This is a genomic window from Bradyrhizobium sp. MOS001 (assembly GCF_004634465.1).
GTDB classification, from domain to species: domain Bacteria; phylum Pseudomonadota; class Alphaproteobacteria; order Rhizobiales; family Xanthobacteraceae; genus Bradyrhizobium; species Bradyrhizobium barranii.
On the sequence record NZ_SPVJ01000009.1, the window covers coordinates 136,743 to 157,296 of the forward strand.

At 64.4% G+C, this 20,554-nt stretch carries 17 protein-coding genes; 3 read left to right on the forward strand and 14 right to left on the reverse strand.

Translation table 11 applies throughout. The features are described 5' to 3' along the window. Positions 1-142: 142 nt before the first annotated feature. Positions 143-376, reverse strand: a complete 234-nt coding sequence (locus CT676_RS15540) for a hypothetical protein (RefSeq protein WP_028143219.1) — start codon at positions 374-376, stop codon at positions 143-145. Positions 377-833: 457 nt separating this feature from the next. On the opposite strand from CT676_RS15540, the gene CT676_RS15550 reads away from it, so the two are divergent. Beyond that, positions 834-1,331 (forward strand): hypothetical protein, encoded by a 498-nt coding sequence (locus CT676_RS15550; protein ID WP_028146949.1) that lies wholly within the window; start codon positions 834-836, stop codon positions 1,329-1,331. Positions 1,332-1,406: 75 nt separating this feature from the next. Then, a complete protein-coding gene (locus CT676_RS15555; protein WP_085403889.1) occupies positions 1,407-2,240 on the forward strand; it encodes a hypothetical protein in 834 nt (277 codons plus the stop codon). Positions 2,241-2,265: 25 nt separating this feature from the next. On the opposite strand, the gene CT676_RS15560 is transcribed toward CT676_RS15555, so the two are convergent. From CT676_RS15560 to CT676_RS15575, 4 genes are all read right to left on the reverse strand, one after another. Continuing rightward, positions 2,266-4,632, reverse strand: coding sequence for an MMPL family transporter (locus CT676_RS15560; RefSeq protein WP_071915703.1), 2,367 nt, complete (start codon positions 4,630-4,632; stop codon positions 2,266-2,268). A 207-nt stretch (positions 4,633-4,839) separates the two neighbouring features. After that, entirely contained in the window at positions 4,840-5,622 is a 783-nt protein-coding gene (gene eutC, locus CT676_RS15565) for an ethanolamine ammonia-lyase subunit EutC (protein WP_085403890.1), read from the reverse strand. Between the two features lie 6 nt (positions 5,623-5,628). Next, positions 5,629-7,215, reverse strand: a complete 1,587-nt coding sequence (locus CT676_RS15570; protein ID WP_167768054.1) for a B12-binding domain-containing radical SAM protein — start codon at positions 7,213-7,215, stop codon at positions 5,629-5,631. 152 nt (positions 7,216-7,367) lie between these two features. Continuing rightward, complete coding sequence (locus CT676_RS15575; RefSeq protein ID WP_135214864.1) at positions 7,368-8,750, reverse strand: ethanolamine ammonia-lyase subunit EutB; 1,383 nt, start codon at positions 8,748-8,750, stop codon at positions 7,368-7,370. A 219-nt stretch (positions 8,751-8,969) separates the two neighbouring features. Here CT676_RS15575 and CT676_RS15580 point away from each other — a divergent pair, with 219 nt between their 5' ends. Next, positions 8,970-10,709, forward strand: coding sequence for a HAMP domain-containing methyl-accepting chemotaxis protein (locus CT676_RS15580; protein WP_085403893.1), 1,740 nt, complete (start codon positions 8,970-8,972; stop codon positions 10,707-10,709). 271 nt (positions 10,710-10,980) lie between these two features. Here the strand turns inward: CT676_RS15580 and CT676_RS15585 are convergent, their stop codons facing one another. From CT676_RS15585 to CT676_RS15625, 9 genes are all read right to left on the reverse strand, one after another. After that, the gene (locus CT676_RS15585) at positions 10,981-11,490 is read right to left on the reverse strand and encodes an AAA family ATPase (protein ID WP_085403894.1); all 510 of its coding nucleotides are present in this window, start codon (positions 11,488-11,490) and stop codon (positions 10,981-10,983) included. A 147-nt stretch (positions 11,491-11,637) separates the two neighbouring features. Next, complete coding sequence (locus CT676_RS15590; RefSeq protein WP_085403895.1) at positions 11,638-13,092, reverse strand: hypothetical protein; 1,455 nt, start codon at positions 13,090-13,092, stop codon at positions 11,638-11,640. A 326-nt stretch (positions 13,093-13,418) separates the two neighbouring features. Beyond that, positions 13,419-14,648, reverse strand: a complete 1,230-nt coding sequence (locus tag CT676_RS15595) for an acyl-CoA dehydrogenase family protein (protein ID WP_135214865.1) — start codon at positions 14,646-14,648, stop codon at positions 13,419-13,421. A 357-nt stretch (positions 14,649-15,005) separates the two neighbouring features. Continuing rightward, a complete protein-coding gene (locus CT676_RS15600) occupies positions 15,006-16,217 on the reverse strand; it encodes an ABC transporter substrate-binding protein (RefSeq protein ID WP_041955751.1) in 1,212 nt (403 codons plus the stop codon). A 113-nt stretch (positions 16,218-16,330) separates the two neighbouring features. Then, positions 16,331-16,555 (reverse strand): hypothetical protein, encoded by a 225-nt coding sequence (locus CT676_RS15605; protein WP_014496835.1) that lies wholly within the window; start codon positions 16,553-16,555, stop codon positions 16,331-16,333. 92 nt (positions 16,556-16,647) lie between these two features. Then, positions 16,648-17,223 carry an HdeD family acid-resistance protein gene (locus tag CT676_RS15610; protein ID WP_014496836.1) on the reverse strand — a complete coding sequence of 192 codons (576 nt, stop codon included), beginning with the start codon at positions 17,221-17,223 and terminating at the stop codon, positions 16,648-16,650. 129 nt (positions 17,224-17,352) lie between these two features. Beyond that, complete coding sequence (locus CT676_RS15615) at positions 17,353-18,876, reverse strand: FAD-dependent oxidoreductase (RefSeq protein WP_135214866.1); 1,524 nt, start codon at positions 18,874-18,876, stop codon at positions 17,353-17,355. Positions 18,877-18,908: 32 nt separating this feature from the next. Then, positions 18,909-19,535 carry a GTP cyclohydrolase I FolE gene (folE, locus tag CT676_RS15620; RefSeq protein ID WP_071915711.1) on the reverse strand — a complete coding sequence of 209 codons (627 nt, stop codon included), beginning with the start codon at positions 19,533-19,535 and terminating at the stop codon, positions 18,909-18,911. 126 nt (positions 19,536-19,661) lie between these two features. Beyond that, a complete protein-coding gene (locus CT676_RS15625; RefSeq protein ID WP_085403898.1) occupies positions 19,662-20,552 on the reverse strand; it encodes an alpha/beta hydrolase in 891 nt (296 codons plus the stop codon). Positions 20,553-20,554 lie beyond the last annotated feature (2 nt).

Below are 20,554 nucleotides of genomic sequence, written 5' to 3' on the forward strand. Positions count from 1 at the left end.
GGGCTCATGCCGGCGATGCCGCCGCGGCCCCCATATAGGGGAATACGGCCGCAAAACCAATCCTGTCTCTCGATGGCTGCCCTTCCGGATCCGGCCCGAAAAGGCGGCCCCGGGGCCGCCCTTGGTAGGCCAGTGGCCGAGCTTACTGGTTGTGGGTCTTCAGGACCTGGTCGCAGGCCTGCGAGATCTTGGCCCGGTTCTCCTTGAGGCAGGCCAGGATGGTGAAATCGCCCTGGTCGATGACCGGACGGCAGAACTTCTGCACATCGCGCGTGCAGGCCTTCTGTTCCGCGTCCGTGCCGCGTCCTGCCTGGGCGAATGCCGCCGTCGAAAGGGATGCCGACAGCAGGGTGAGAGCGACGAGAAGCTTACGCATTGTATTCCTTCATTCTGACGGCAGAATCGCACCAATCCCGGACAGCACAGGGCGGACGACCGGAATGGATTGTTCTGATGGCAAGTCGCCGCGGAACGTGCGGCCTCGGAGAAGGCACAAGCACTGGCAAATGCGGCCAAATTGGCGCCACAGCCACCAAATTAGGTCTTCCCTCGCTCTTCATTGGCAGATGTAAGAGTTTGATACTACGTCATAATTCTGGCACACCGCGTTTTGATGCGTACCTGTTGCAGAGCTGCATCTCTCCGCCCTGCTTTTCCCGCCAGAAACACACCGAAACAGAGAGAATCGCGCAGCCTGACCTGGCGCGAGGGCGTCGTGAACCGCCGTCCCCGGCTGTCAGACTTTGAACCAGACACAGCCTCGGAACACTAAACTTTCGATGTGGCGAGACGTTCATCCTAAGCGAACGTCGCTCGAAAACGGGATATTCAAAATGCAATTCTTTGGGCGATCTGGACAGGCAATCAAGGCGGCCGGCATCGGGGCTGCGCTGCTCTTCTCAGTCTCGGCAAGCCATGCTCAGTCGTCCGGACCGTTTGCAGGTTTCGACGGTGCGTGGAGCGGCACCGGCACGGTGTCGCTGTCCGATGGCAGCACCGAGCGCATCCGCTGCAAGGCCGACTACAAGGTCGCCGGCACCGGTCTCAGCCTCAAGCAGGCCCTTCACTGCGCGTCCGACAGCTACAAGTTCGACCTCACCAGCGACGTGACGAGCCAGGGCGAGCGAATCTCCGGCAACTGGAGCGAGACCAACCGCAACATCTTCGGCAATCTCCAGGGCACCGCCGGCGGCGGCCAGATCGAGGTGTTCGTCGAAGCCAACGGCTTCGCCGCCAACCTGTCGCTGCGCACCAACGGCACCAAGCAGACGGTGCAGATCAGCTCGAAGGGCGAGATCCGCGGCGTCAACATCACGATGACGAAGGGCTGACGCCCTTCCCAGCGGATAAGGAACACGCCCCCGGTTCTCGCGAGCCGGGGGCTTTTTGCTGACATTGTTGCGGACATGGACCCAATTCGCAGACATCTGCTCAAGGCCGCCGGGCTCTTCGTAACCAGCCGCGCCTTCGCCAATGACCAGCAGGGTACGAGCATGCAGCCTTCGTCGGTAAAACCGCGTCACGTGCTCTGCTTCCTCGGCAAGGACGAGAGCCTGCTGCACCCGTCGAAGGCGGTGGCCAAGACAATCGCGGATTTCAACTTCGAGATCGACCGCACCTATTCGCAAGCCAAACCCGATCCGCACATGGAGCGGTCGTTCGGCGTGTGCTGGGACCGCGTCTTCCCGAAAGCCTGGTCTGCCGCGGACGAAGCGACCGTGGCCAGCCACAAAGCGGTGCTCTATTTGCTGAGCCCGCCGCTGGAGCAGCAGAAGGCAGTCGCCTTTTCGGCCGCGGCCTTGCGCATCGTCGAGGAGATGATCGAAGCCGGTGCCACCGCCGTGAAGGGCGAAAGCGCCGGCATTGCCCACGGCCTCGAGCGGTGGCGCAGTCTCGGCGATCAGGCCCGCAAGGGCGCAAAGACCAGTCAGGGCCTTGGCATGACCCTCGCCGTCGCCAAGGCGTGTCGTCTTGCTTTCGCCAAGCGTCCGCTCGGCGGCGATCGCTATTACGAGACCGTCGGCTATCACCTCGTCGGCTTGCCGGAGATCTATGTCGCGAAATCGCGCGGCAACGAATGGTCGGCGGTGATGCTCATGGAGGAGCTTGCCAACGCGATGGCCGAGAGTGGCATCGAAGCGACGCTACGCGATCGCAAGCTTACGCTCTCGCGGGAGCAGGACTACGCCGAGGACGATTTCAAGTTCAATCCGTACGGGATCGTCCGGGTCGAGGCGTGAGCAAAGGGCGGCGTATGCCGCCCGCTCAGATCGCCGGCTTGTCAGGGCCCTGAAGCTTGGCGTGCAGGTTGATCAGCCACATCGCCGTCGGCCGCAGGATGAAGAGGTCGGCGACGAGGGCCATCACCATCGAGAAGGCGCTGAGCCAGCCGAACAGCCGCAGCGACGGCAGGTCGGAGAACACGGTGACGACGAGACCGCAGGCCAGCACCAGCGTGGTCAGGATCAACGCCGGGCCGACCAGCACCGTCGCGCGCTCCACCGCGAGCGCCGAACCGACGCCCGGCTTGCTCTCCAGCCTGAGGCGATTGAGGAAGTGGATCGTCGCGCTCAAGCCCAGGCCGAACGAAACGGTCAGCGCCACGACACTGGCAAATTGCAGCCCCTCGCCCATCGCCCACAGCACCGTTCCCGACATCACCACCGGGAAGATGCCCGGCAGGATACAGGCGAACATCACGACCCAGGAGCGGAAGGCAAGGCCGATGAAGATCGCGACGAGCGCGAATTCGACAGTGAGCCCGCGGTTGAGCTTCTCGATCATGCCGGCCGAGTTGCGCGCGGCAATCGCGGCAAGACCCGTTACCGCGATCTCGTAGCCCGGATGCTTCTTGCGGACGGCGTCAAGTTCGGAATCGAGCTTGTCGACGATCGGTAGCAGCTGGCTGGAATCCTTGTCCGGCACGCGGCCTGCGACCACGACGGCGTCCTGCTCGGCGTCGATGAAGCGCCGGACCAGATGCTCGGGGATGACGTTGACATATTCCTTCAGCGTCGCGACGTCGGCGCTGCCGGCCTTGTCTGCGAGCCAGCGGCGCAGGGTCTCGAGCGACCAGACGTTGCCGACACCGGCCGCCTTCTCGACGGTCGCATGCACGTCCGCGATGGTCTGGAGCGTCTCCGGCGAGTAGAGCGTCTCACCCTTGGGGAACTGGACCAGCACGTTGACCGGATTGGCACCGGTGAGCTTGGCATCGAGCCGGTCGCTGGCGGCGACGGCCTGGCGCTTGTCCGGCACCTGATCCGCGAGCCGGTAGCGCGGTTCCAGATTGGCGTAGATGACGCCGAGGCCCGCGACGAACAACACTGCAATCAGGCTGAACAGGCCGGGACGGCCCACCATGCGGACCGCGATCCAGTAGCAGAAATTGCGCAGCGCCTGCACGCCGGCATCCGCGCTCTGGAACTTGGAAGCAAAGACTTTCTCATTGCGCACCAGCAGCACGCCGAACACCGGCACCAGCGACAGCACCGCGACCAGCGCGATGATGGTGGCGGCGAGGCCCGCCTCGCCGAACTTGCGGATCAGGTCGGAGTCGGAGAACTGGAGCGCGATGAAGGAAATGCCGGCGGTGCCGTGCGTCAGCACGCAGGCCGGGCCCACCACCAGCACGGCGTTCTTGAACGCGGTGAACTTGTCCTGGCCCGCGATCAGCCGGTCGCGCGCGGCGAACGTCAACTGCATCGAGTCCGAGAAGCTGATCACCATGATGAGCGGCGTCATCACGTTCAGGAACATGTTGAGATTGAAATTGGCCCAGCCGAGCGCACCGAGCGCCAGCAGGATCGCAATCATCGGCGGGAACGCCGCCGCGACCATGAACGAGATCTTGCGGAAGAAGATGATGGCGATAACGCAGCCGGCGAGGATGCCGAGGATGTTGTAGGTCAGCCCGTCACGCTCGACCGCGTTGCGGATCTCAAGCTGCATCACCGGCACGCCGGAGAGCTGCACGTTGAGGCCGGTATTGCCGAGGTCTTCCTTCATCAGCGCACGGATGTCGCCGACGGTCTTGGTCAGCTTGCTGGAGGCGACCACCTCCGGATCGAGCGAGAGCACGATCAGCGCCAGCGTGCCGTCGTCCGACAACAGCTTGCCGCGGATGATCTCGTTGTTCTTGACGGTCTCGACGAACTTGTCATAGGCCGCGCCCTCGGGCAGTTCGGGCGGGAACAGCGCCGCCGGCAGCCTGCCCGGCGCCGGCGCCTGCCGCGCCGAGAACAGCGAGACCAGGCCGCGCGTGCCTTCGACCAGCTGCATGTCGGTGACGAAGTCGCGCAGCTTCTCGAGGTTATTCCGCGCCAGGAGGGTCTTGCCTTCGACCACGACGAGGACGTCGAATTCCTCAGCCGGGAACTTCTTTGTCACCGCTTCATACTGGCGGAATTCCGGCGTGTTGGACCGGAACAGCTGGGACAGCGAATCGTCGATCTTGATCCGGTGAATGCCGAACACGGCACCGACGATCAGGGCGAGCAGAACGATGCAGGAGACGATCGGCGCCCGGACGGCGATCAGCCCGATGCGCTCGAGCCCGAAGGCGATCGAGGACGTCGGTCCCTGCTCGACCTTGTCGACATGAACCTCATTCTCGCGGTGCTTTTCGAGCATGCCTTGTCCAGTTCCTAATCGGCTCGGGTCTGTGAGCTTATTGCGTCCCGCGAACGGCTTGAAAATGCCATACAGATGGGAGGCTTGCCCTTTGAAAATGCGCGGAAAATCGCCGCGAGGGGTTTAGCAGGTCCAAACGCCCTCTCGCAAGCGCGCGCAAGCGCACAAATTGGATCAACATGCGGCGATTTCGACCCTTGATACCGGTCATTCCGGCCGGATCGTCCCGATTCGAGCGGGAGGATCGCCGCTCTCGTCTTTCAGCGCCACGCCGGTGGCCTCCCGCGCCAGCCCCTCGCGAACAAGCCAGGCGATTTTGAAGGCGGCCTCGTCATGGCTCAACCCGGCCTTGTGGACGTTCGAGACGCAATTGCGCTCGGCATCGGTGCGGCCCGGCTTCGGTGCGAAGGTCAGATAGGCGCCGAGGCTGTCGGGCGCGGACAGGCCCGGCCGCTCGCCGATCAGCGTCACCACCATGCGCGCACCGAGAATGGCGCCGATCTCGTCGCCGAGCGCGACGCGCGCGCCTGAGGCGACAACGAAATGTCCAATCGCGACGTCGTTCCCTTCCGCAAGCAGCGGCAGCAGGTGAGACACCAGCGCCACCGCATGGGCGTGGACCGCGGCCGACGACAGGCCGTCGCCGATCACGATGGCGAGCTGGCACGGCTCCGAGGCACTTCGCGCCAAAAGCTCCGCTGAACCGGCATCGAGCTGTCGTCCCAGATCCGGCCGCCGCAAATAATCCCTGCGGTCGACCGCCTGGCTCCGCGCCTCGGTGACGATAAGGCCAAGCGCGCGGAGATCTGCGACCAGACGCGGCGCGTCGAAGACTGCATGCACGGCATCGCGGGCGCGGGCATGGTCCAGCGTGAAATCCAGCAAGGCCCTTGTCGGCACGCTCGCGCCGCTGCGGCCGAGCGCGACGCGCGCAGGCGTCAGCGACCGCAGATCGAGGGTCGGGCGGCGCGGGACGGCCGGATCAGACATGTCGCGTCATTCGGCGGCAACGGAGGCCTCGCGCAGGCGGATCGAATAGTTCGAGGCGTTTTGCCTGCCGCTGGACGCCGCGCGCGCAAACGTAATCAGATGGTGCGCGATCAAGGTGCAGCCGATCAGCCCTTCGAGGTCGCCGCGCTTGATGCGCCCGAGCGCAAACTTCCAGAACACGCGCCTGTAGTCGCCGAGCACACCGACCTTCCAGAAGATGTTGCGCAGCATCACGAGACCGCGCCGGATGTTGGGCCAGGTCTTCATCTCGTCCGGCGTCGGCATCTTCAGGCGGTGCACATAGACGTTGTCGCATTGATACTGGAAGCGCGCGTAGACCTTCTCGGGCTCGTAGGCGACGCCCATGGCGTGCTTCCAGGATGCGACGACCTCATCATAGGGCAACAGGAAGTCGACGTTGGAATCGCGACCGTCATCCTCGATCAGGCGTCCCTCGCGCTCCAGACGGTCCCACAGCGGCGTCTTCGGCAGCGCCTGGAGCAGGTTGATCGTGAGCAGCGGAATCCGGGACTCCTCGACGAAGGCCAGCAGCGCCTCCGAGGTGTTCGGCTTGTCGGTGTCGAGCCCCATGATGATGCCGGACACGACCTCCATGCCGTAGGAGTTGATCGTTTGCACGCCCTCGAGGATCGGGACCATCATGTTGTGGTCCTTGTGCATCGCCTTCAGCGCGTCGGGATCGGGCGTCTCGATGCCGCAGAAGATGGTGATGAAATAGGCCTCGCGCATCTTTTCGAGGATCTCGGGCCGCTTGGCGATGTTGAGCGTCGCCTCGCAGGCGAGCCGCACCACATAGCCGGTCCGCTTCTGCCATTCGATCAGATGCGGCAGCAGGTCCATCGCCGCCTTGCGGTTGCCGATGAAATTGTCGTCGACGAAATAGACCGTGTCGGTCATCCCGCATTCGCGCAGGCGGTCGAGCTCGGCGATGATCTGCTCGGGCGACTTGAGGCGCGGATTGCGGCCGTAGAGGCCGGGGATGTCGCAGAACTCGCACTGATAGGGGCAGCCGCTGGAATATTGGATGCTGCCGAGGAAGTATTTCTTCACGTCGGCGAGTTCGTAGGCCGGGATCGGAAACTCCGTCATCGGCACGCGGTCCTTGGTGGTGAGCACCACCTGCTCCCCGGGACGCGACGTGTCGCGCGCCAAAATCTCGATCAGCCGATTGGTGGCGTCGCCGAGTTCGCCGACATGGAGATAGTCGAAGGACGGATAATAGTCCGGGCAGGCGCTGACGGAAGGACCGCCGAGCGCGACCGGGAGATCGAACTCATGGGCGCGGCGGCAGATGTCGTTCATCTGCTGGCGCTGGATGTGCATGCCACTGACGAAGACCGCCTCCGCCCACGCGAACTCTTCGTTGGTCGCGCGACGGAGATTCTCGTCGACGAATTTGACCTCCCACTCCTCGGGCAGATAGGCCGCGAGCAGCAAGAGCCCCTGCGGGGGCATGAAGGCGCAGACGCCGTCGGTCAATGGATAGGAATGCTCGAACGTCCCGAACGACGAGGTGTACCGGGGAAACACGCACAGAATCCGCCGGGCCGTACCGTTACTTTCAGCTCGCATCAAAGCTCCCCCGCCACGGTCGACATAGCTGCGGAAATTGCCAGCCAGACACATAGCGTAATGCTGTCGCCGGAATTTCTCAATATTGTGGCAGGACCATAATTCCGAGAGGGACCAATGGTTTCCTCAAGCCGCCGGGCGCTCCCGCCGCGTCACGCGATCAGCCGTGAGGCAAAATCGGGCAGCAGGCCTGCGTCGCCGGCAAGACGGAAATCGGCGCCCGCGATCCCCGACTGCACCAGCCAGTCGTCGAATTCCGGCGCGCGGCGCAGGCCGAAGACGTCGCGGACATAGAGCGCGTCGTGAAAAGACGTCGACTGGTAGTTCAGCATGACGTCGTCGGCCCCGGGGACACCCATAATGAAGGTGACACCGGCGGCCGCCAGCAGCGTCAGCAGATTGTCCATGTCGTCCTGGTCCGCCTCGGCGTGGTTGGTGTAGCAGATGTCGATCCCGAGCGGCAGGCCGAGCAGCTTGCCACAAAAATGATCCTCCAGCCCGGCACGGATGATTTCCTTGCCGTCGTAGAGATATTCCGGGCCGATGAAGCCGACCACGCTGTTGACCAGCAATGGCGCAAAGGCGCGGGCGACCGCATAGGCCCGCGCCTCGCAGATCTGCTGGTCGACGCCGTGATGGGCGCCCGCCGACAGCGCCGAGCCCTGGCCGGTCTCGAAATACATCACGTTCTCGCCGACCGTGCCGCGCTTCTGCGAGAGGCCGGCCTGCTGCGCCTCCTTCAGGAGCGCGAGATCGACGCCAAAGCTGCGATTGGCGGCCTCGGTGCCGGCGACCGACTGGAAGACGAGGTCGACCGGCACGCCCTGCCCGATCAGCGACAGCGTCGTCGTGACATGGGTCAGCACGCAAGCTTGCGTCGGGATCTTCAGCCGCGCGATGATCTCGTCCAGCAGCCGCAGCAATTGCGCAATGACAGCGGGATCGTCGCTCGCCGGATTGATGCCGATGCAGGCATCGCCGGCCCCTAACAGGATGCCGTCGAGGATCGAGGCGGTGATGCCCCTGGCGTCGTCGAAGGGATGGTTGGGCTGAAGCCGCGTGCTCATCCGCCCCTTCAGGCCAATGGTGTTGCGAAAGGCGGTGGTGACCTCGCATTTCCGCGCCGCCAGGATCAGGTCCTGGTTGCGCATCAGCTTTGAGACCGCGGCCGCCATTTCCGGGGTGATGCCGCCTGCCAGCCTGCGCAAAACCTCGGATGTCGCCGCGTCCGACAGCAGCCAGTCGCGAAAGGCGCCGACCGTCAGCGAAGCCACCGGCGCGAATGCTCTGGCATCGTGGCTGTCGATGACGAGGCGGGTGACCTCGTCGGCTTCGTACGGGATGACAGCTTCCTGCAAGAACTGCCCGAGCGGGACGTCGGCGAGCGCCATCCGCGCCGCGATCATCTGCGCGGCACTTGCCGCGGCAATTCCGGCCAGCCGGTCGCCGGAGCGCGGCGGCGTCGCCTTGGCGAGCAGGTCGCGCAGGTCCGGGAACGTGTAGGTCGTGGCGTCGATGGTGTGGCGGTAGACCAAAGGCCCCTCCGGGGTTCATCGGCCAGTGGCCGACATCAGCGCGATCCCAAACTATACCCAGATCAAGACACTGAAATATCTTACCTTTCTTTCGACTAAGGACGAAGGGGCCGGGCCACGGCGTTAAGACGGCGTCCATCTTCATTCTGCATAGTTTTGCATCAATTTTATACGACCGCGCTCTCCGGCCACTGCCGGCCATTGGGGCCTCTGAAAAGCATGACAACCGACCGATCTGGGAATGCCACGGGGGTGGCAGGCCGTTTCACGCTTGCGACCAAGCTCTACGCGATCTTCGCGCTGTTCGCGCTGCTCACGGCGGCGATCGCGACGCTGTCCGACTACAACAGCCGCCGCAGCGCCGAGTTGACGAGCGCGATCGAGACGGCGAACGCCGCCGCGCTCAATGTCGAGCGAGTCAACTCGCTGGTCTACGCGGTCGTGATGGAATCGCGCGGCGTCTACATGTCGACCGAACCGGCCGTCGTGAAGAAATACGGCGAAGGCCTGCTCAAGTTCAACGCCCAGATCCTGGACGTCGTGAAGCGCTGGGAGACCATCGTCAAAGCCGACGATGCCGAGCAGTTCGCCACGTTCAAGAAGCGCATCGAGCAGTTCGTCGAGTTCCGCAAGGAGCTGGTGCGCCGCGGCGTCGAGATCAATGCGGCCGCGGGCCGCGAATGGGGCGACAACGACGCCAATCGCGCCGTGCGCTCGGCGCTGAACAAGGATCTCGAGGCACTGTACAAGGTCTATGCCGAACGCGCCAGACAGATCGCGCAAGAGACCGAGACCAATCGCACCCTCTCCTTCGTGCTGACCTGCCTCGGCGGCGTCGCGCTGGCCCTCGTCGTGATCGGCATCGTCATCATCGCCCGCTCGATCGCCCGTCCCCTCTCCGCCATCACCGCGACCATCGAGCAGGTCGCGGACGGCGCCGAGAATGTCGTGGTACCGCACTCTGACCGCGCCGACGAGATCGGCGCGCTGGCACGCGCCATCCAGATCTTCCAGGACGCGATGGGCCGCAACCGCAATCTCGCCTCGCAGGTCTCGCAGGACTCCGCCGCGCGCGAGCAGCGCGCCCGCCACATCGAGCAATCCGTCGACGCGTTTCGCGAGGCGATCGGCGCGATCATGCGCGGCCTCAGCGACAACGCCTCTGTCATGCGCGAGACCGCGCAGACGATCACCCGCGTCACAGCGGATGCCAACAGCCGCGCCGGCACCGCGGCGAACGCCACCGAGCAGGCCTCGCACAACGTCACCGCGGTGGCAGGCGCAGCCGAGGAGCTGTCGGCGTCGGTGGTGGAGATCGGCCGCCAGGTCCGGCAGTCCGCAAGCGCGGTCGAGCAGACCGGTCAGCGCACCGAGAAGTCGATCTCCGAGATCGAAAGCCTCGCGGCCGCCACCCAGCGCATCGACGGCGTGCTCAACCTGATCCAGGCCATCGCCGAGCAGACCAATCTGCTCGCGCTCAACGCCACCATCGAAGCCGCGCGCGCCGGTGACGCCGGCCGCGGCTTTGCCGTCGTTGCGCACGAAGTGAAGGCGCTGGCGGGTCAGACCGCCAAGGCGACCGCCGAGATCGGCGAGAACGTCTCGATGATCCAGGCGTCCACCCGCAACGCGGTCGATGCCGTGCGCGAGATCGGCGGCGCCGTGCGCGAGATCAGCGACGTCACCTCGGCAATCGCCGGCGCCATCGGCCAGCAGGACACCGCCACGCGCGAGATCTCGTCCAACGCCCAATCGGCCGCGCAGGGCAACGAGACCCTGGTCGCCAACATCACCTCGCTGCGCGACGCCATCGGCGAGACGGACACGGCGGCAGCCTCCGTGCTGACGGCGGCGAGCAGCCTCACGGAGACGGCGGACACGCTGTCGCGCGAGGTGGAAAAGTTCTTCCAGAACCTGCGTTCGGGAGCGGCCGACAGCCGTATCGCCAAAGCGGGATGATGAAGGCGAAATGATCCGGCGCACCGCGGCGCCATGAGGCCGGCGGCAGGCCTGCCAGAACCAAAACTGAAAAACAACCCCATGCACAGTAGCCGGGGCCAGCGATATCAATGGCTTGGCTTCGCGCTCGGATGACTACTGATTTTACGAAATCGCTTTGACTCGTCGGGCAAAACACTGGCATGATGTCATCGTGGCGGCGTCAGGCGCCATGGATGAGCTGGGTCAGCTTCAGTAGACTTGTGTTTGCGGAAGGAGGCGCCAGAAGCGGCTACCGACGGTCAAGCAGGCCGAGCGCTTCTTCCACGCACTGCTCGAGACTGCGCCGTGCTGTGTCGACCGTAAAATGATCGCGCTCCCACGGAGCGTACGCTCGGCCGGCGACCGCATTCCAGCCGGGCAACGACAGCCCGGCAATGTCGGTCGATCTCGTCTCAATCCTGCGTCGGTGCTCGTCTGCATCGCTGCACGCCACCTCGATCCAGGCGATCTCGGCGCCAGCCTTTCGCGCAGCGATTTGCCAGCCTTCCCGCGCCTCCTCGCAATCATTGACGCAGTCGGCAATCACGTCCAGGCCGAGGGCGAGGTTGTCTGTCGCGACGGCCTGAGCGGCGCGATAGGTCCAGTCCAGCAGATCAGCCGGTGCAGTACCGGATGCCCAGATCGCTTGATCCATCGAATCGATCCGCAGCCAGGCGGCTCCGGTACGCCGCGCCAGAACCCGGGCAATGCTTGACTTGCCGACCCCCGGCAAACCAGCAAGCGTGATGAGTCTCGCCATTGCACACCCGAATTGCGTTGGACCGGCCCCTTAGGGACGTGACGTCGGCCACCACGAATAAGCGGCCAAGCAAACGAAAGCGGCTATTAGCCACTGCAGCCCGGCAAGCACTGCCATCGACAGCTCACATCGAGCGAGACGGGACTATCATTCCGAGCCGGATGGATCGACCAAGATGCGAACGCGGCCGTCGGCATCCGCGACTTCACGATAACGGCTCAACTCCGCCTTGAGGTCGGGATCCGAATTGGCCCAGGCCAGCCAATCGAACGGCATTGAGCTCAGCAGATAGGTATCCACGAGAATCACATTCGGCCGACCGGCCCGCAGGTCCGCCAACAGCAGCCGCCGCTCGAAATTGATGATGCCGTCCAGTTTCGCTCGCTCACCCTCAGGCAGTTGCGAGCTCTTCTGTTGGAGCATTGAGCCGGCCGCCAACGCCTGCCCACACGTGTTGCCCGCCCAGGTCGCATTGATCTGACGGACGAGCGGATGCCCGAGAGCGACGTGATCGCCGATCGTGATCAGCCGCGGATGCTTTGCAAGGGCCAGGATACGCCCCTCCAGTGGCGGGAACGGCCGCACCTGAAGGGACAAACGGGAGCCGATGCACACAATCGCAGCAAGGGCGCAGATCATGACAGGCAGGCGCAACGTCTTCGTGCGAGCCTGCAGCAATGGCGCGGCACTCGCAAACATGCAAAGCGCAAATGCCGTGTAGGTCCAGCCCTTACCCTGGATGATGAAACTCGCCGCTCCGCCAACCGCTGCGGCCAGCCACGGCGTTGCGCCGCCTTCCCATTTGAAGTCCTGCGGCGCCAACAGGCGCACGAGGCCGACGGAAGCGACCAGCATAACGGCCGGGAAAAAAAGCAGATCGCCGAAATCCATCCTCAATGGCACATAAGCGGCAGTAACCATCGGGGCAAAGGTCAACAGATAAGCCGGAAAGAAGATGGCGAGCACCGCTCCATAGCCGATCACGACAGCAGCGGCCGCACACGCTTCGGGTGTGAACAAGGGTTTGATGGAGCGTTGACGGAGGACGCAGAGGATGATCGGCAGGCCGACCACGAGGGTAAGGTAGGGCTTCAGGCTCATGCCCAACCCGGCACCCAGTCCCGCCAGGATCGCAACCGGTCCGGGCGCAAGCCCGCGCCAGCGGATCGCAGCGATGGCGACGAAAGGCGTCATCGCAATGACGGCGATGTGTTCACGCTGTCCGAATACGGCGCTGGGAAAAATTGCGAACAGGAATGCTAGCACGCACGCCGTAATGCTCCTCTCGTCGGCTTCCAGCTTTGCCGCCGCAGCGGCACGATCGATGATGACGAGTGCGGCAACGATCTCGATCATCACCAGGATGATCACGATGATCTCGGGGGCAATGCCGGTGATGCGCGCAAGCTGCAACGCCGGCATGTACAAATAGACCGACAGCGGCGGATTCAGTTCGAAGACGTCGACGCCGAGCTTTCCGCCATCGAGAACTTTCTCGCCTTCGGTCAGCAGGCAGCTCAAATCCGCGTTGAGAACGACAGGCATTTGAACGAGCAAGGCCATCAGCAGGATCGCCGACACGATGATCCAGCGGTAGCTCATGCTAAACGTGCTTCCTGACATGGCCAGGGGCGTGACCGCCTCTTTTGACGCCGGCAAAGGCCCTCTCCTCGAACGGAAGCGGTCTGTTCTCTCTCACCCGTGCGCGAACCTGCCGCTGCGCGTACTCAGCGCCACTTTCAATCGAGAGTCGTTACTATTGTGCTACAATGATCTGAAACAATACGGTAACGACCTGAAACAGTGCCGTTTCATGGTTAAATGTCAGGTCGAATGGCGAGACGCCGGGGTTGCGCGCGGCATCCTGCGCGCCGCTATGAGCGTTCATCCCACATCAAGGTGCACGCGCTCCTGGAGAGGGTCAGGCCCTACCCCATCACTCCGCCGCGCTTGATCAGCTCCTTGCCGACCGCGGCAAGGTGCACCTGGTCGGGGCCGTCGCCAATGCGGATGAAGCGGGCATAGACGTAGGCGCGGGCGAGGAAGGTGTCCTGCGAGACGCCGGCGGCGCCGTGGATCTGGATGGCGCGGTCGATGACGCGAGCGGCCATGCTGGGCACCACGATCTTGGCGGCGGCGATCAGGTCGCGCGCGGCCTTGTTGCCTTCGCGGTCCATCTTGTCGGCGGCCTGCAGCGTGAGGAGCCGCGCCTGCGCGATCTCGCAGAAGGAGTGCGCAATGTCCTCGCGCACCGAACCCTGGTCTGCGAGCGGCTTGCCGAAGGCTGTGCGCGACACCGAGCGCTGGCACATCAATTCCAGCGCACGCTGGGCGCAGCCGATCAAGCGCATGCAGTGATGGATGCGGCCGGGGCCGAGCCGGCCTTGCGCGATCTCGAAGCCGCGGCCCTCGCCGAGCAGGATGTTCTCGGCCGGCACACGGACATTCTCGTAGACGATCTCGGGATGGCCGACCGGCGCGTCGTCGTAGCCGTAGGTCAGCATGTCGCGGACGATGCGCACGCCGGGCGTCGCCTTGGGTACCAGGATCATGGATTGCTGGCGATGGCGGTCGGGATCGTCGGGCGCGGTCTTGCCCATCACGATCAGGATCTCGCAATCCTCATTCATCGCGCCTGACGTGAACCATTTGCGGCCGTTGATGACGTAGTCGCCGCCGTCGCGCTTGATCTCGCACTGGATGTTGGTGGCGTCGCTGGAGGCGACCTGCGGCTCCGTCATCGAGAAGCCGGAGCGGATGCGCCCCTCCAGCAGCGGCTTCAGCCAGCGCTCCTGCTGCGCCAGCGTGCCGTAGTTCGCCAGCACCTCCATGTTGCCGACATCAGGGGCCGAGCAGTTGAAGATTTCAGGCGCCCAGAGGATGCGGCCCATGATCTCCTTCACCGGCGCATATTCGAGATTGGTGAGGCCAGTGTTGTCAGGGTCTTGGCCGTGCTCGCCTGACAGGAACAGGTTCCAGAGCCCCTGCTCGCGTGCCAGCCGCTTCAGGTCCTGGAGGACCTGCGGCGTCTTGTAGCGCGCGGCCTCCGGCTTGACCTGCTCGTAATAGAGCTCCTCGACCGGCTCGACATGCGCAAGCATGAACTGGCGAACGCGTTCCTGCAGCTCCAGCGAACGGGCGGAGTGTTGAAAGTCCATGGTGGTCTCCTGTTCGCTGCGCTTAGCTCTTCCCTTCTCCCCTTGTGGGAGAAGGTGGCGCGAAGCGCCGGATGAGGGGTTGTATCCACTCGCACAAGCAGTCGTGAGGAGAGACACCCCTCACCCGGCTGCGCTTCGCGCATCCACCCTCTCCCACAAGGGGAGAGGGTGCACCGTCTGTGTGGCCGCTTTGCTAGCGGTGTCGTAGGGTGGGCAAAGCGACTTGTCCGCCGTAGCTCGAAGAGCGAAGGCGGAAGCGTGCCCACGTTTCTGTTTCGGTGTTGGATCGGTGGTGGGCACGGCGCAAGTGCGCCTTTGCCCACCCTACGATTCCGAGTTCGCGGAGAGAACGCCCCCTCACGTCCCGCGCAAGAGCTCGCTCGCCACGATCCAGTCGTTGCCGTCGAACTGGAGCATATAGCCGTCCTTGATCGGGCGGAAATCCTGCGGTGTGGTGTTGAGGGTGATGCCGGGCATCAAGAGCGACAGCGGCACGTTCTTGAGGTTCGCCGCCTGCGCCATGATGTTCTCGCGCGTCAGATTGTCCTTGCACTGCTTGAGCAGGACGACCAGTGCCTCGGCGACGGTGTAGCCGTAGAGGCCGGCGACATTGTTGATGTCGGCATTGGGCAGGCGCTTCTTCATGAAGTCGATATAGGCCGTCATCGACGGGTCGTCCTTCGGCTGCTCGACAAACGGCTTGAGCGAGCCGAGCGACAGCACGCCCTTGCCGGCATCGAGGCCCGCAGGGACCATGACGGTCGCCTTGTTGGCGCAGCCGGAGGCGAGGAAGCGCGTCGGCTGCCAGCCGACCTCATGGGCCTTGCGGATCGCCTGCGCGCAGGCGCGCGGCGTCACCGAATAGATCATGAAGACATCAGCCTTGGTGTTGGCCAGCGTCAGCACCTGGGAATCGACGGTGGGATCGGTGACCTCGAAGCTCGAGGCCATCGCGAGCGCCTTGTCGGCGTCGGCACCAAGCGCTTCCTTGACACCGCGAAAATATTCCTTGCCGGCGTCATCGTTCTGATAGAGCACCGCGAAACGCGCGTTCGGGTTCTTGGCGCGGGCGTAAGCGACGTCGATCGCGGCCTCGCTGGTGTAGTTCGGCGCCCAGGGCAGCGCCATCGACCACGGCATGTTGGCGGGATCGTTCCACTTCGAGGCCGAGCTGATCAGGAACAGCTGCGGCACCTTGTTGCTGTTGAGGTATTTTGCGATCGCCGAGCTCGGCGCCGTGCCCATGGTCGCGAAGATGAAGGCGACGCCGTCGCCCTCGACCAAACGTCGCGCGGCTTCCATGGTCTTCGGCGGCGAGAAGGCGTCGTCGAGCGACAACAGGTTGAGCTTGCGGCCGTTGACGCCGCCCTTCTCGTTCACCTCATCGAAATAAGCGGAGATCACCCTGCCGGTGATGCCGAGCGGCGATGCGGGGCCGCTATAGGGCATGGTGTTGCCGATCTTGATCTCGGTGTCACTGACGCCGGGACCGTAGGACTTTTGCGCGGAGACGGGCGTGGACAGGCAGGCGGCAGCTAGCGCTGCGGCCAGGACCAAAGCGGCTCTCATGGTTTCTCCCCGGTGATGATCGTCCACGCGAGGCGACCGCGCGGCGTGCTGCTTTTTGCCAGCACGTCAGATCAGCGGAGTTCCGCAAGATGGTCTTGCGTCGAGTTGCTGGTTCATTCGACGTCTCGTTTGGAACCTGCGTATGAACGCCGCAGCAGGGCGAACAGGCTGCCGCCGGTCGCGGCTCCAACGAGATAGACAACGAGGGTTTGGAGCGCGAGCGGCAGACTGAGATTCATCTTGAAGAAGGAGATCGTGACCGTGTCGAGATTCTGCACGGCGAAGACGATGGTCGCTGCGGCGAAAAACACGATCACGGCAAGATGAAACCAGCGCATGACAATCCCTCAGCGTCGCCCGACGCGCGATGAAATCTGGATGAACCGTCATCGCGCTCTTGGGCGACCACGGTCCTTCTCCGGATCAAGCCTTAATGGCGCCGCCGCAGGCTAAAGCCCAGACTGACCCAGCCGGCGCCGGCCATGATCAGGTCGATGCCGAGGAACAGGCCGAGGATATAGACGCTGTTGACCGGCCAGCGCGCCAGGATCAAGAGCCCGAGCAGCAGGGTGATGACCGCAGACAGTGCCACCCACACCCACGGGCTTTCCCTTTTCATGCTGAAGGCGAGAAACAGCCTGACGGCGCCCGAGGCCAGCAGCGACGCGCCGAGGAACAAGGTAAGCAGCACCGCGGCGAACAACGGGTTCTCGAAGGTCAGGAAGCCCGCGACGATATAGAGCACGCCGAGCAAGGCCCAGATCAGGAACTTGCCCCAGCTCTTCATCTGGAACGCGCCGATCACCTCGGTGACCCCGGCGATGATCATCATCACACCAACCACGAGCACGCTCGCCACCGTCGCCATCATCATGCTGCCGAGCGCGATGAAGCCGGTGATGAGATAGACGACGCCGAGGGCGACGATCCAGCCCCACTTGGCGTGCAGCGCAGCAATGCCGGACCCAAGACCCAAGTTTGGAGACGTATCCGAAGCACTTGTCATGACGGCTACTCCTGCATGCGAAGTCCCAAGGCACATCTCAGGATAGCACGAGCCGCGCTGGGACAACAGCCAGTAGAGCAGCCCCCGCGGGAGCCCCCATTGACTTAAGTCAAGAGCGGACGGGGCGCCTCACGCGCGCGAGCGCTCCATGTCGAGCTCGGCCTTGAGACTATCGAGATCGCGATAGATCGAAGCAACCGCCAGCACGCGCCCGCCCTTGCGGTACTTCAGCAGGCAATCCCTGCCGTCGATGCTGCCGTCGGTCGCGATGTCGTCGAAGCTCTCGGCATGGCCGACATAGTTGATCGGAACGTCATAGTGCTGCGACCAGAAGAACGGCACGGCGTCGAAGCGTTCGCGCCTGCCGAGCATGTTGCGCGCCGCGGCCTGGCCCTGCCGCTCCGCCACCACCCAGTGCTCGACGCGGATGTTCTGGCCCGAATGGGGATCGGGCCAGCGCGCGATGTCGCCGGCCGCGAAGATGCCCGATGCGCTGGTCTCGAGATATTCGTTCACGCTGACGCCGCGATCGATGGCGAGCCCCGCCTGCTCGGCGAGCGCAAGGCGCGGCCTGACGCCGATCCCGACCACGACCAGATCGGCCTCGATCACGCTGCCGCTCTTCAGCGTGGCGCGTTTGCCCTCGAGTTTTTCCACGGTGTCCTCGAGGTGAAAGTGGACGCCGTTCTCTTCATGCAGCGCGCGGACGAAGTCGCCCATCTCGGGGCCGAGCACACGCTGCATCGGCCGCTTCTCGGGGGCAACCACATGCACCTCCAGCTTGCGCGCTCGCAAGGAGGCCGCGACTTCGAGGCCAATGAAGCTGGCGCCGATCACCAGCGCGCGCTTCGCGCTACCCGCCGCCTTGATGATGGCGCGGCTGTCGGCAACGGTGCGCAAGGTGTGCACGTGTGGCTGGTCCGCGCCCGGAATCTGCAATTTGACCGGCTCGGCGCCGGTCGCGAGCAGCAGCCGGTCGAACGGCAGCTTGTCGCCATTGCCGAGCGTGATGGTGCGCGCCTTCGGATCGATCGCTGCGACGTTCGTGTTGAGCCTGAGATCGATGCCCGCGTCCTGATAATAGTCCTCGCCCCGCAGCGGCAGCCAATCCTCGGGTGCACTGCCGGCGAGGTAATCCTTGGAGAGGTTCGGCCGGTCGACCGGCATCGCGCCATCATCGCTCAGCATGGTGATGGCGCCGGCAAAGCCCTCGCGCCGAAGCGTCTCGGCGGCCGCAAAGCCGGCCGCACCACCGCCGACGATGACGAATTTTTCCGGCGTCGGCGCGCTGCGATGTGACGCTGCAGGCTGCGGCATCTCGCGCTTGCGCTGAACCGAGATCCTGTCCTGGTCGCGCGTGACCTCCCAGACCGCCAGCGCGTTCAGCGCCGGCGGGCGGGTGGCTTCGCCCGTGCGCAAGGAGAAGCAGGCGTGATGCCAGGGGCAGCGGATCGTGTCGCCCACGACCAGCCCTTCGGCGAGCGGACCGTGATAGTGGCTGCAGGACGGCTCGATCGCGAAGACCTCGCCATCTGCGGCTAACAGTAGCACATCTTCCTCGCCGACATGGCCGAGCAGCTTGCCGTCCTCGAACGCGGTTAGCAACACGCCCCTGGTGAGGTCCGGCCCGCTCGGCGTCTTGTGCTCGGTCATGGTGTCGTCTCCTTCAGCTCGGCCCGCGCGGATCACGCGTCCGAATTGGCCAGCCCCAACAGCTCCTGGCGCGTCAACGCGTTGTCACGGAACACGCCCAGCATGCGGCTGGTGACGAGATCGGTCCCAGGCTTGTGCGCGCCACGCGTGGTCATGCAATGATGCGTCGCCTTGATGATGACGCCGACGCCTTCCGGCTTCAACACATCGTTGATCGTATTGGCGATCTGCGCGGTCATCTTCTCCTGGATCTGGAGGCGTTTTGCGTAGATATCCACCACCCGCGCGAGCTTGCTGATGCCGACGACGCGGCCCTGCGGGATATAGGCGACCCAGGCGCGGCCCACGATCGGCGCCATGTGGTGCTCGCAATGGCTTTCGAAGCGAACGCCGCGCAGGACGATCATCTCGTCATAGCCTTCGATCTCCTCAAAGGTCTTTTGCAGGATTTCGGTCGGATCCTGCGCATAGCCGGAAAAATACTCTGCGAAGGCGCGCGCAACCCGGTCCGGCGTGTCGTGCAGGCCGTCGCGGGCGGGATCGTCGCCCGCCCAGCGGATCATGGTCCGGACCGCCTGCTCGACCTCGGCCCTGCCAGGCCGTTCGCCCGGCAGCTGCGCCACCGCGACGCCCTCCAACCTGCGCGCATGTGAATTCATCAATAGCCTCCCTGCAATGGGCCGCGCACATCTGGCGGTCCCTCAGCTTGGACGGCTGCAATCGGAAAAGGTTCCCGAAGTCGCGAAAAATCGGGCGACCGGGCGGCGGGGCGGGAAAGCCGGGCTTTACGAGGCTGCTTTCCGCACGTCGAGCACAGCGCGCGCCCATTCGGCAGGCCGCTCCTGCGGCAGGTTGTGGCCGGCTCCAGCGAAGACACGCCGTTCGAACACGCCTTCGAATTTGGGCGCATGATGGGCGGTGCCGGGATTGACGCCGTCGCTGTCGCCGTCGACCGCGATCGTCGGGACACGGACCGGCGGCTGCGCGGCGAGCTTGGCCTCGATCGCGGCATAGGCGGGATCGCCTTCGACCAGCCCATAGCGATGACGGTAGGAGTGGATCACGACATCGACGAAATCAGGATTGTCGAACGCCACCGCACTCGTTTCGAACGTCGCGTCGTCGAAGCCCCATTTCGGCGACCACATCGCCCAGAGCTGGCGCGCAAAGCCGCGCCGGTTGCGCTCCAGCGCGCGGCGGCCGCGCTCGTTGTGGAAGAGATATTGATACCAGAGCGCCGCCTCCTCCGGTGGCGAAGCCGGCTCCATCGCACGCGCGATGTTCTGGATGTTGTAGGAATTGCCGGAGACGAGGGCGATCACGCGCTCGGGATGCAGCACCGAGACCACGCAGGCCGCGCGTCCGCCCCAATCGTAACCGCCGACGACCGCGCGTTCGATGCGAAGCGCATCCATGAAAGCCAGCAGATCGGCGCCGAGCGCCGCCTGCTCACCGGAGCGCAGCGTCGCTGCGGACCGGAACCGCGTCGGCCCGTAGCCGCGCAGCCAGGGCACAAGCACCCGCGCGCCGGCTTCCGCGATCAGCGGCGCGGTCTCGGCATAGGCGTTCACATCGTAGGGAAAGCCGTGGCCCATGATGCAGGGCCAGCCATCCGGTGCGCCGTATTCGAGATAGGCGATGTCGAGGATATCCGTGGCGATGGTTTTTTGTTGCATGA

Bases quoted from the DNA above. Each gene is read 5' to 3' on its own strand.
- CT676_RS15540 (WP_028143219.1), bottom strand. From the start codon at position 376: ATGCGTAAGCTTCTCGTCGCTCTCACCCTGCTGTCGGCATCCCTTTCG.
- CT676_RS15550 (WP_028146949.1), top strand. From the start codon at position 834: ATGCAATTCTTTGGGCGATCTGGACAGGCAATCAAGGCGGCCGGCATC.
- CT676_RS15555 (WP_085403889.1), top strand. From the start codon at position 1,407: ATGGACCCAATTCGCAGACATCTGCTCAAGGCCGCCGGGCTCTTCGTA.
- CT676_RS15560 (WP_071915703.1), bottom strand. From the start codon at position 4,632: ATGCTCGAAAAGCACCGCGAGAATGAGGTTCATGTCGACAAGGTCGAG.
- eutC (WP_085403890.1), bottom strand. From the start codon at position 5,622: ATGTCTGATCCGGCCGTCCCGCGCCGCCCGACCCTCGATCTGCGGTCG.
- CT676_RS15570 (WP_167768054.1), bottom strand. From the start codon at position 7,215: ATGCGAGCTGAAAGTAACGGTACGGCCCGGCGGATTCTGTGCGTGTTT.
- CT676_RS15580 (WP_085403893.1), top strand. From the start codon at position 8,970: ATGACAACCGACCGATCTGGGAATGCCACGGGGGTGGCAGGCCGTTTC.
- CT676_RS15585 (WP_085403894.1), bottom strand. From the start codon at position 11,490: ATGGCGAGACTCATCACGCTTGCTGGTTTGCCGGGGGTCGGCAAGTCA.
- CT676_RS15590 (WP_085403895.1), bottom strand. From the start codon at position 13,092: ATGAGCTACCGCTGGATCATCGTGTCGGCGATCCTGCTGATGGCCTTG.
- CT676_RS15595 (WP_135214865.1), bottom strand. From the start codon at position 14,648: ATGGACTTTCAACACTCCGCCCGTTCGCTGGAGCTGCAGGAACGCGTT.
- CT676_RS15600 (WP_041955751.1), bottom strand. From the start codon at position 16,217: ATGAGAGCCGCTTTGGTCCTGGCCGCAGCGCTAGCTGCCGCCTGCCTG.
- CT676_RS15605 (WP_014496835.1), bottom strand. From the start codon at position 16,555: ATGCGCTGGTTTCATCTTGCCGTGATCGTGTTTTTCGCCGCAGCGACC.
- CT676_RS15610 (WP_014496836.1), bottom strand. From the start codon at position 17,223: ATGACAAGTGCTTCGGATACGTCTCCAAACTTGGGTCTTGGGTCCGGC.
- CT676_RS15615 (WP_135214866.1), bottom strand. From the start codon at position 18,876: ATGACCGAGCACAAGACGCCGAGCGGGCCGGACCTCACCAGGGGCGTG.
- folE (WP_071915711.1), bottom strand. From the start codon at position 19,535: ATGAATTCACATGCGCGCAGGTTGGAGGGCGTCGCGGTGGCGCAGCTG.
- CT676_RS15625 (WP_085403898.1), bottom strand. From the start codon at position 20,552: ATGCAACAAAAAACCATCGCCACGGATATCCTCGACATCGCCTATCTC.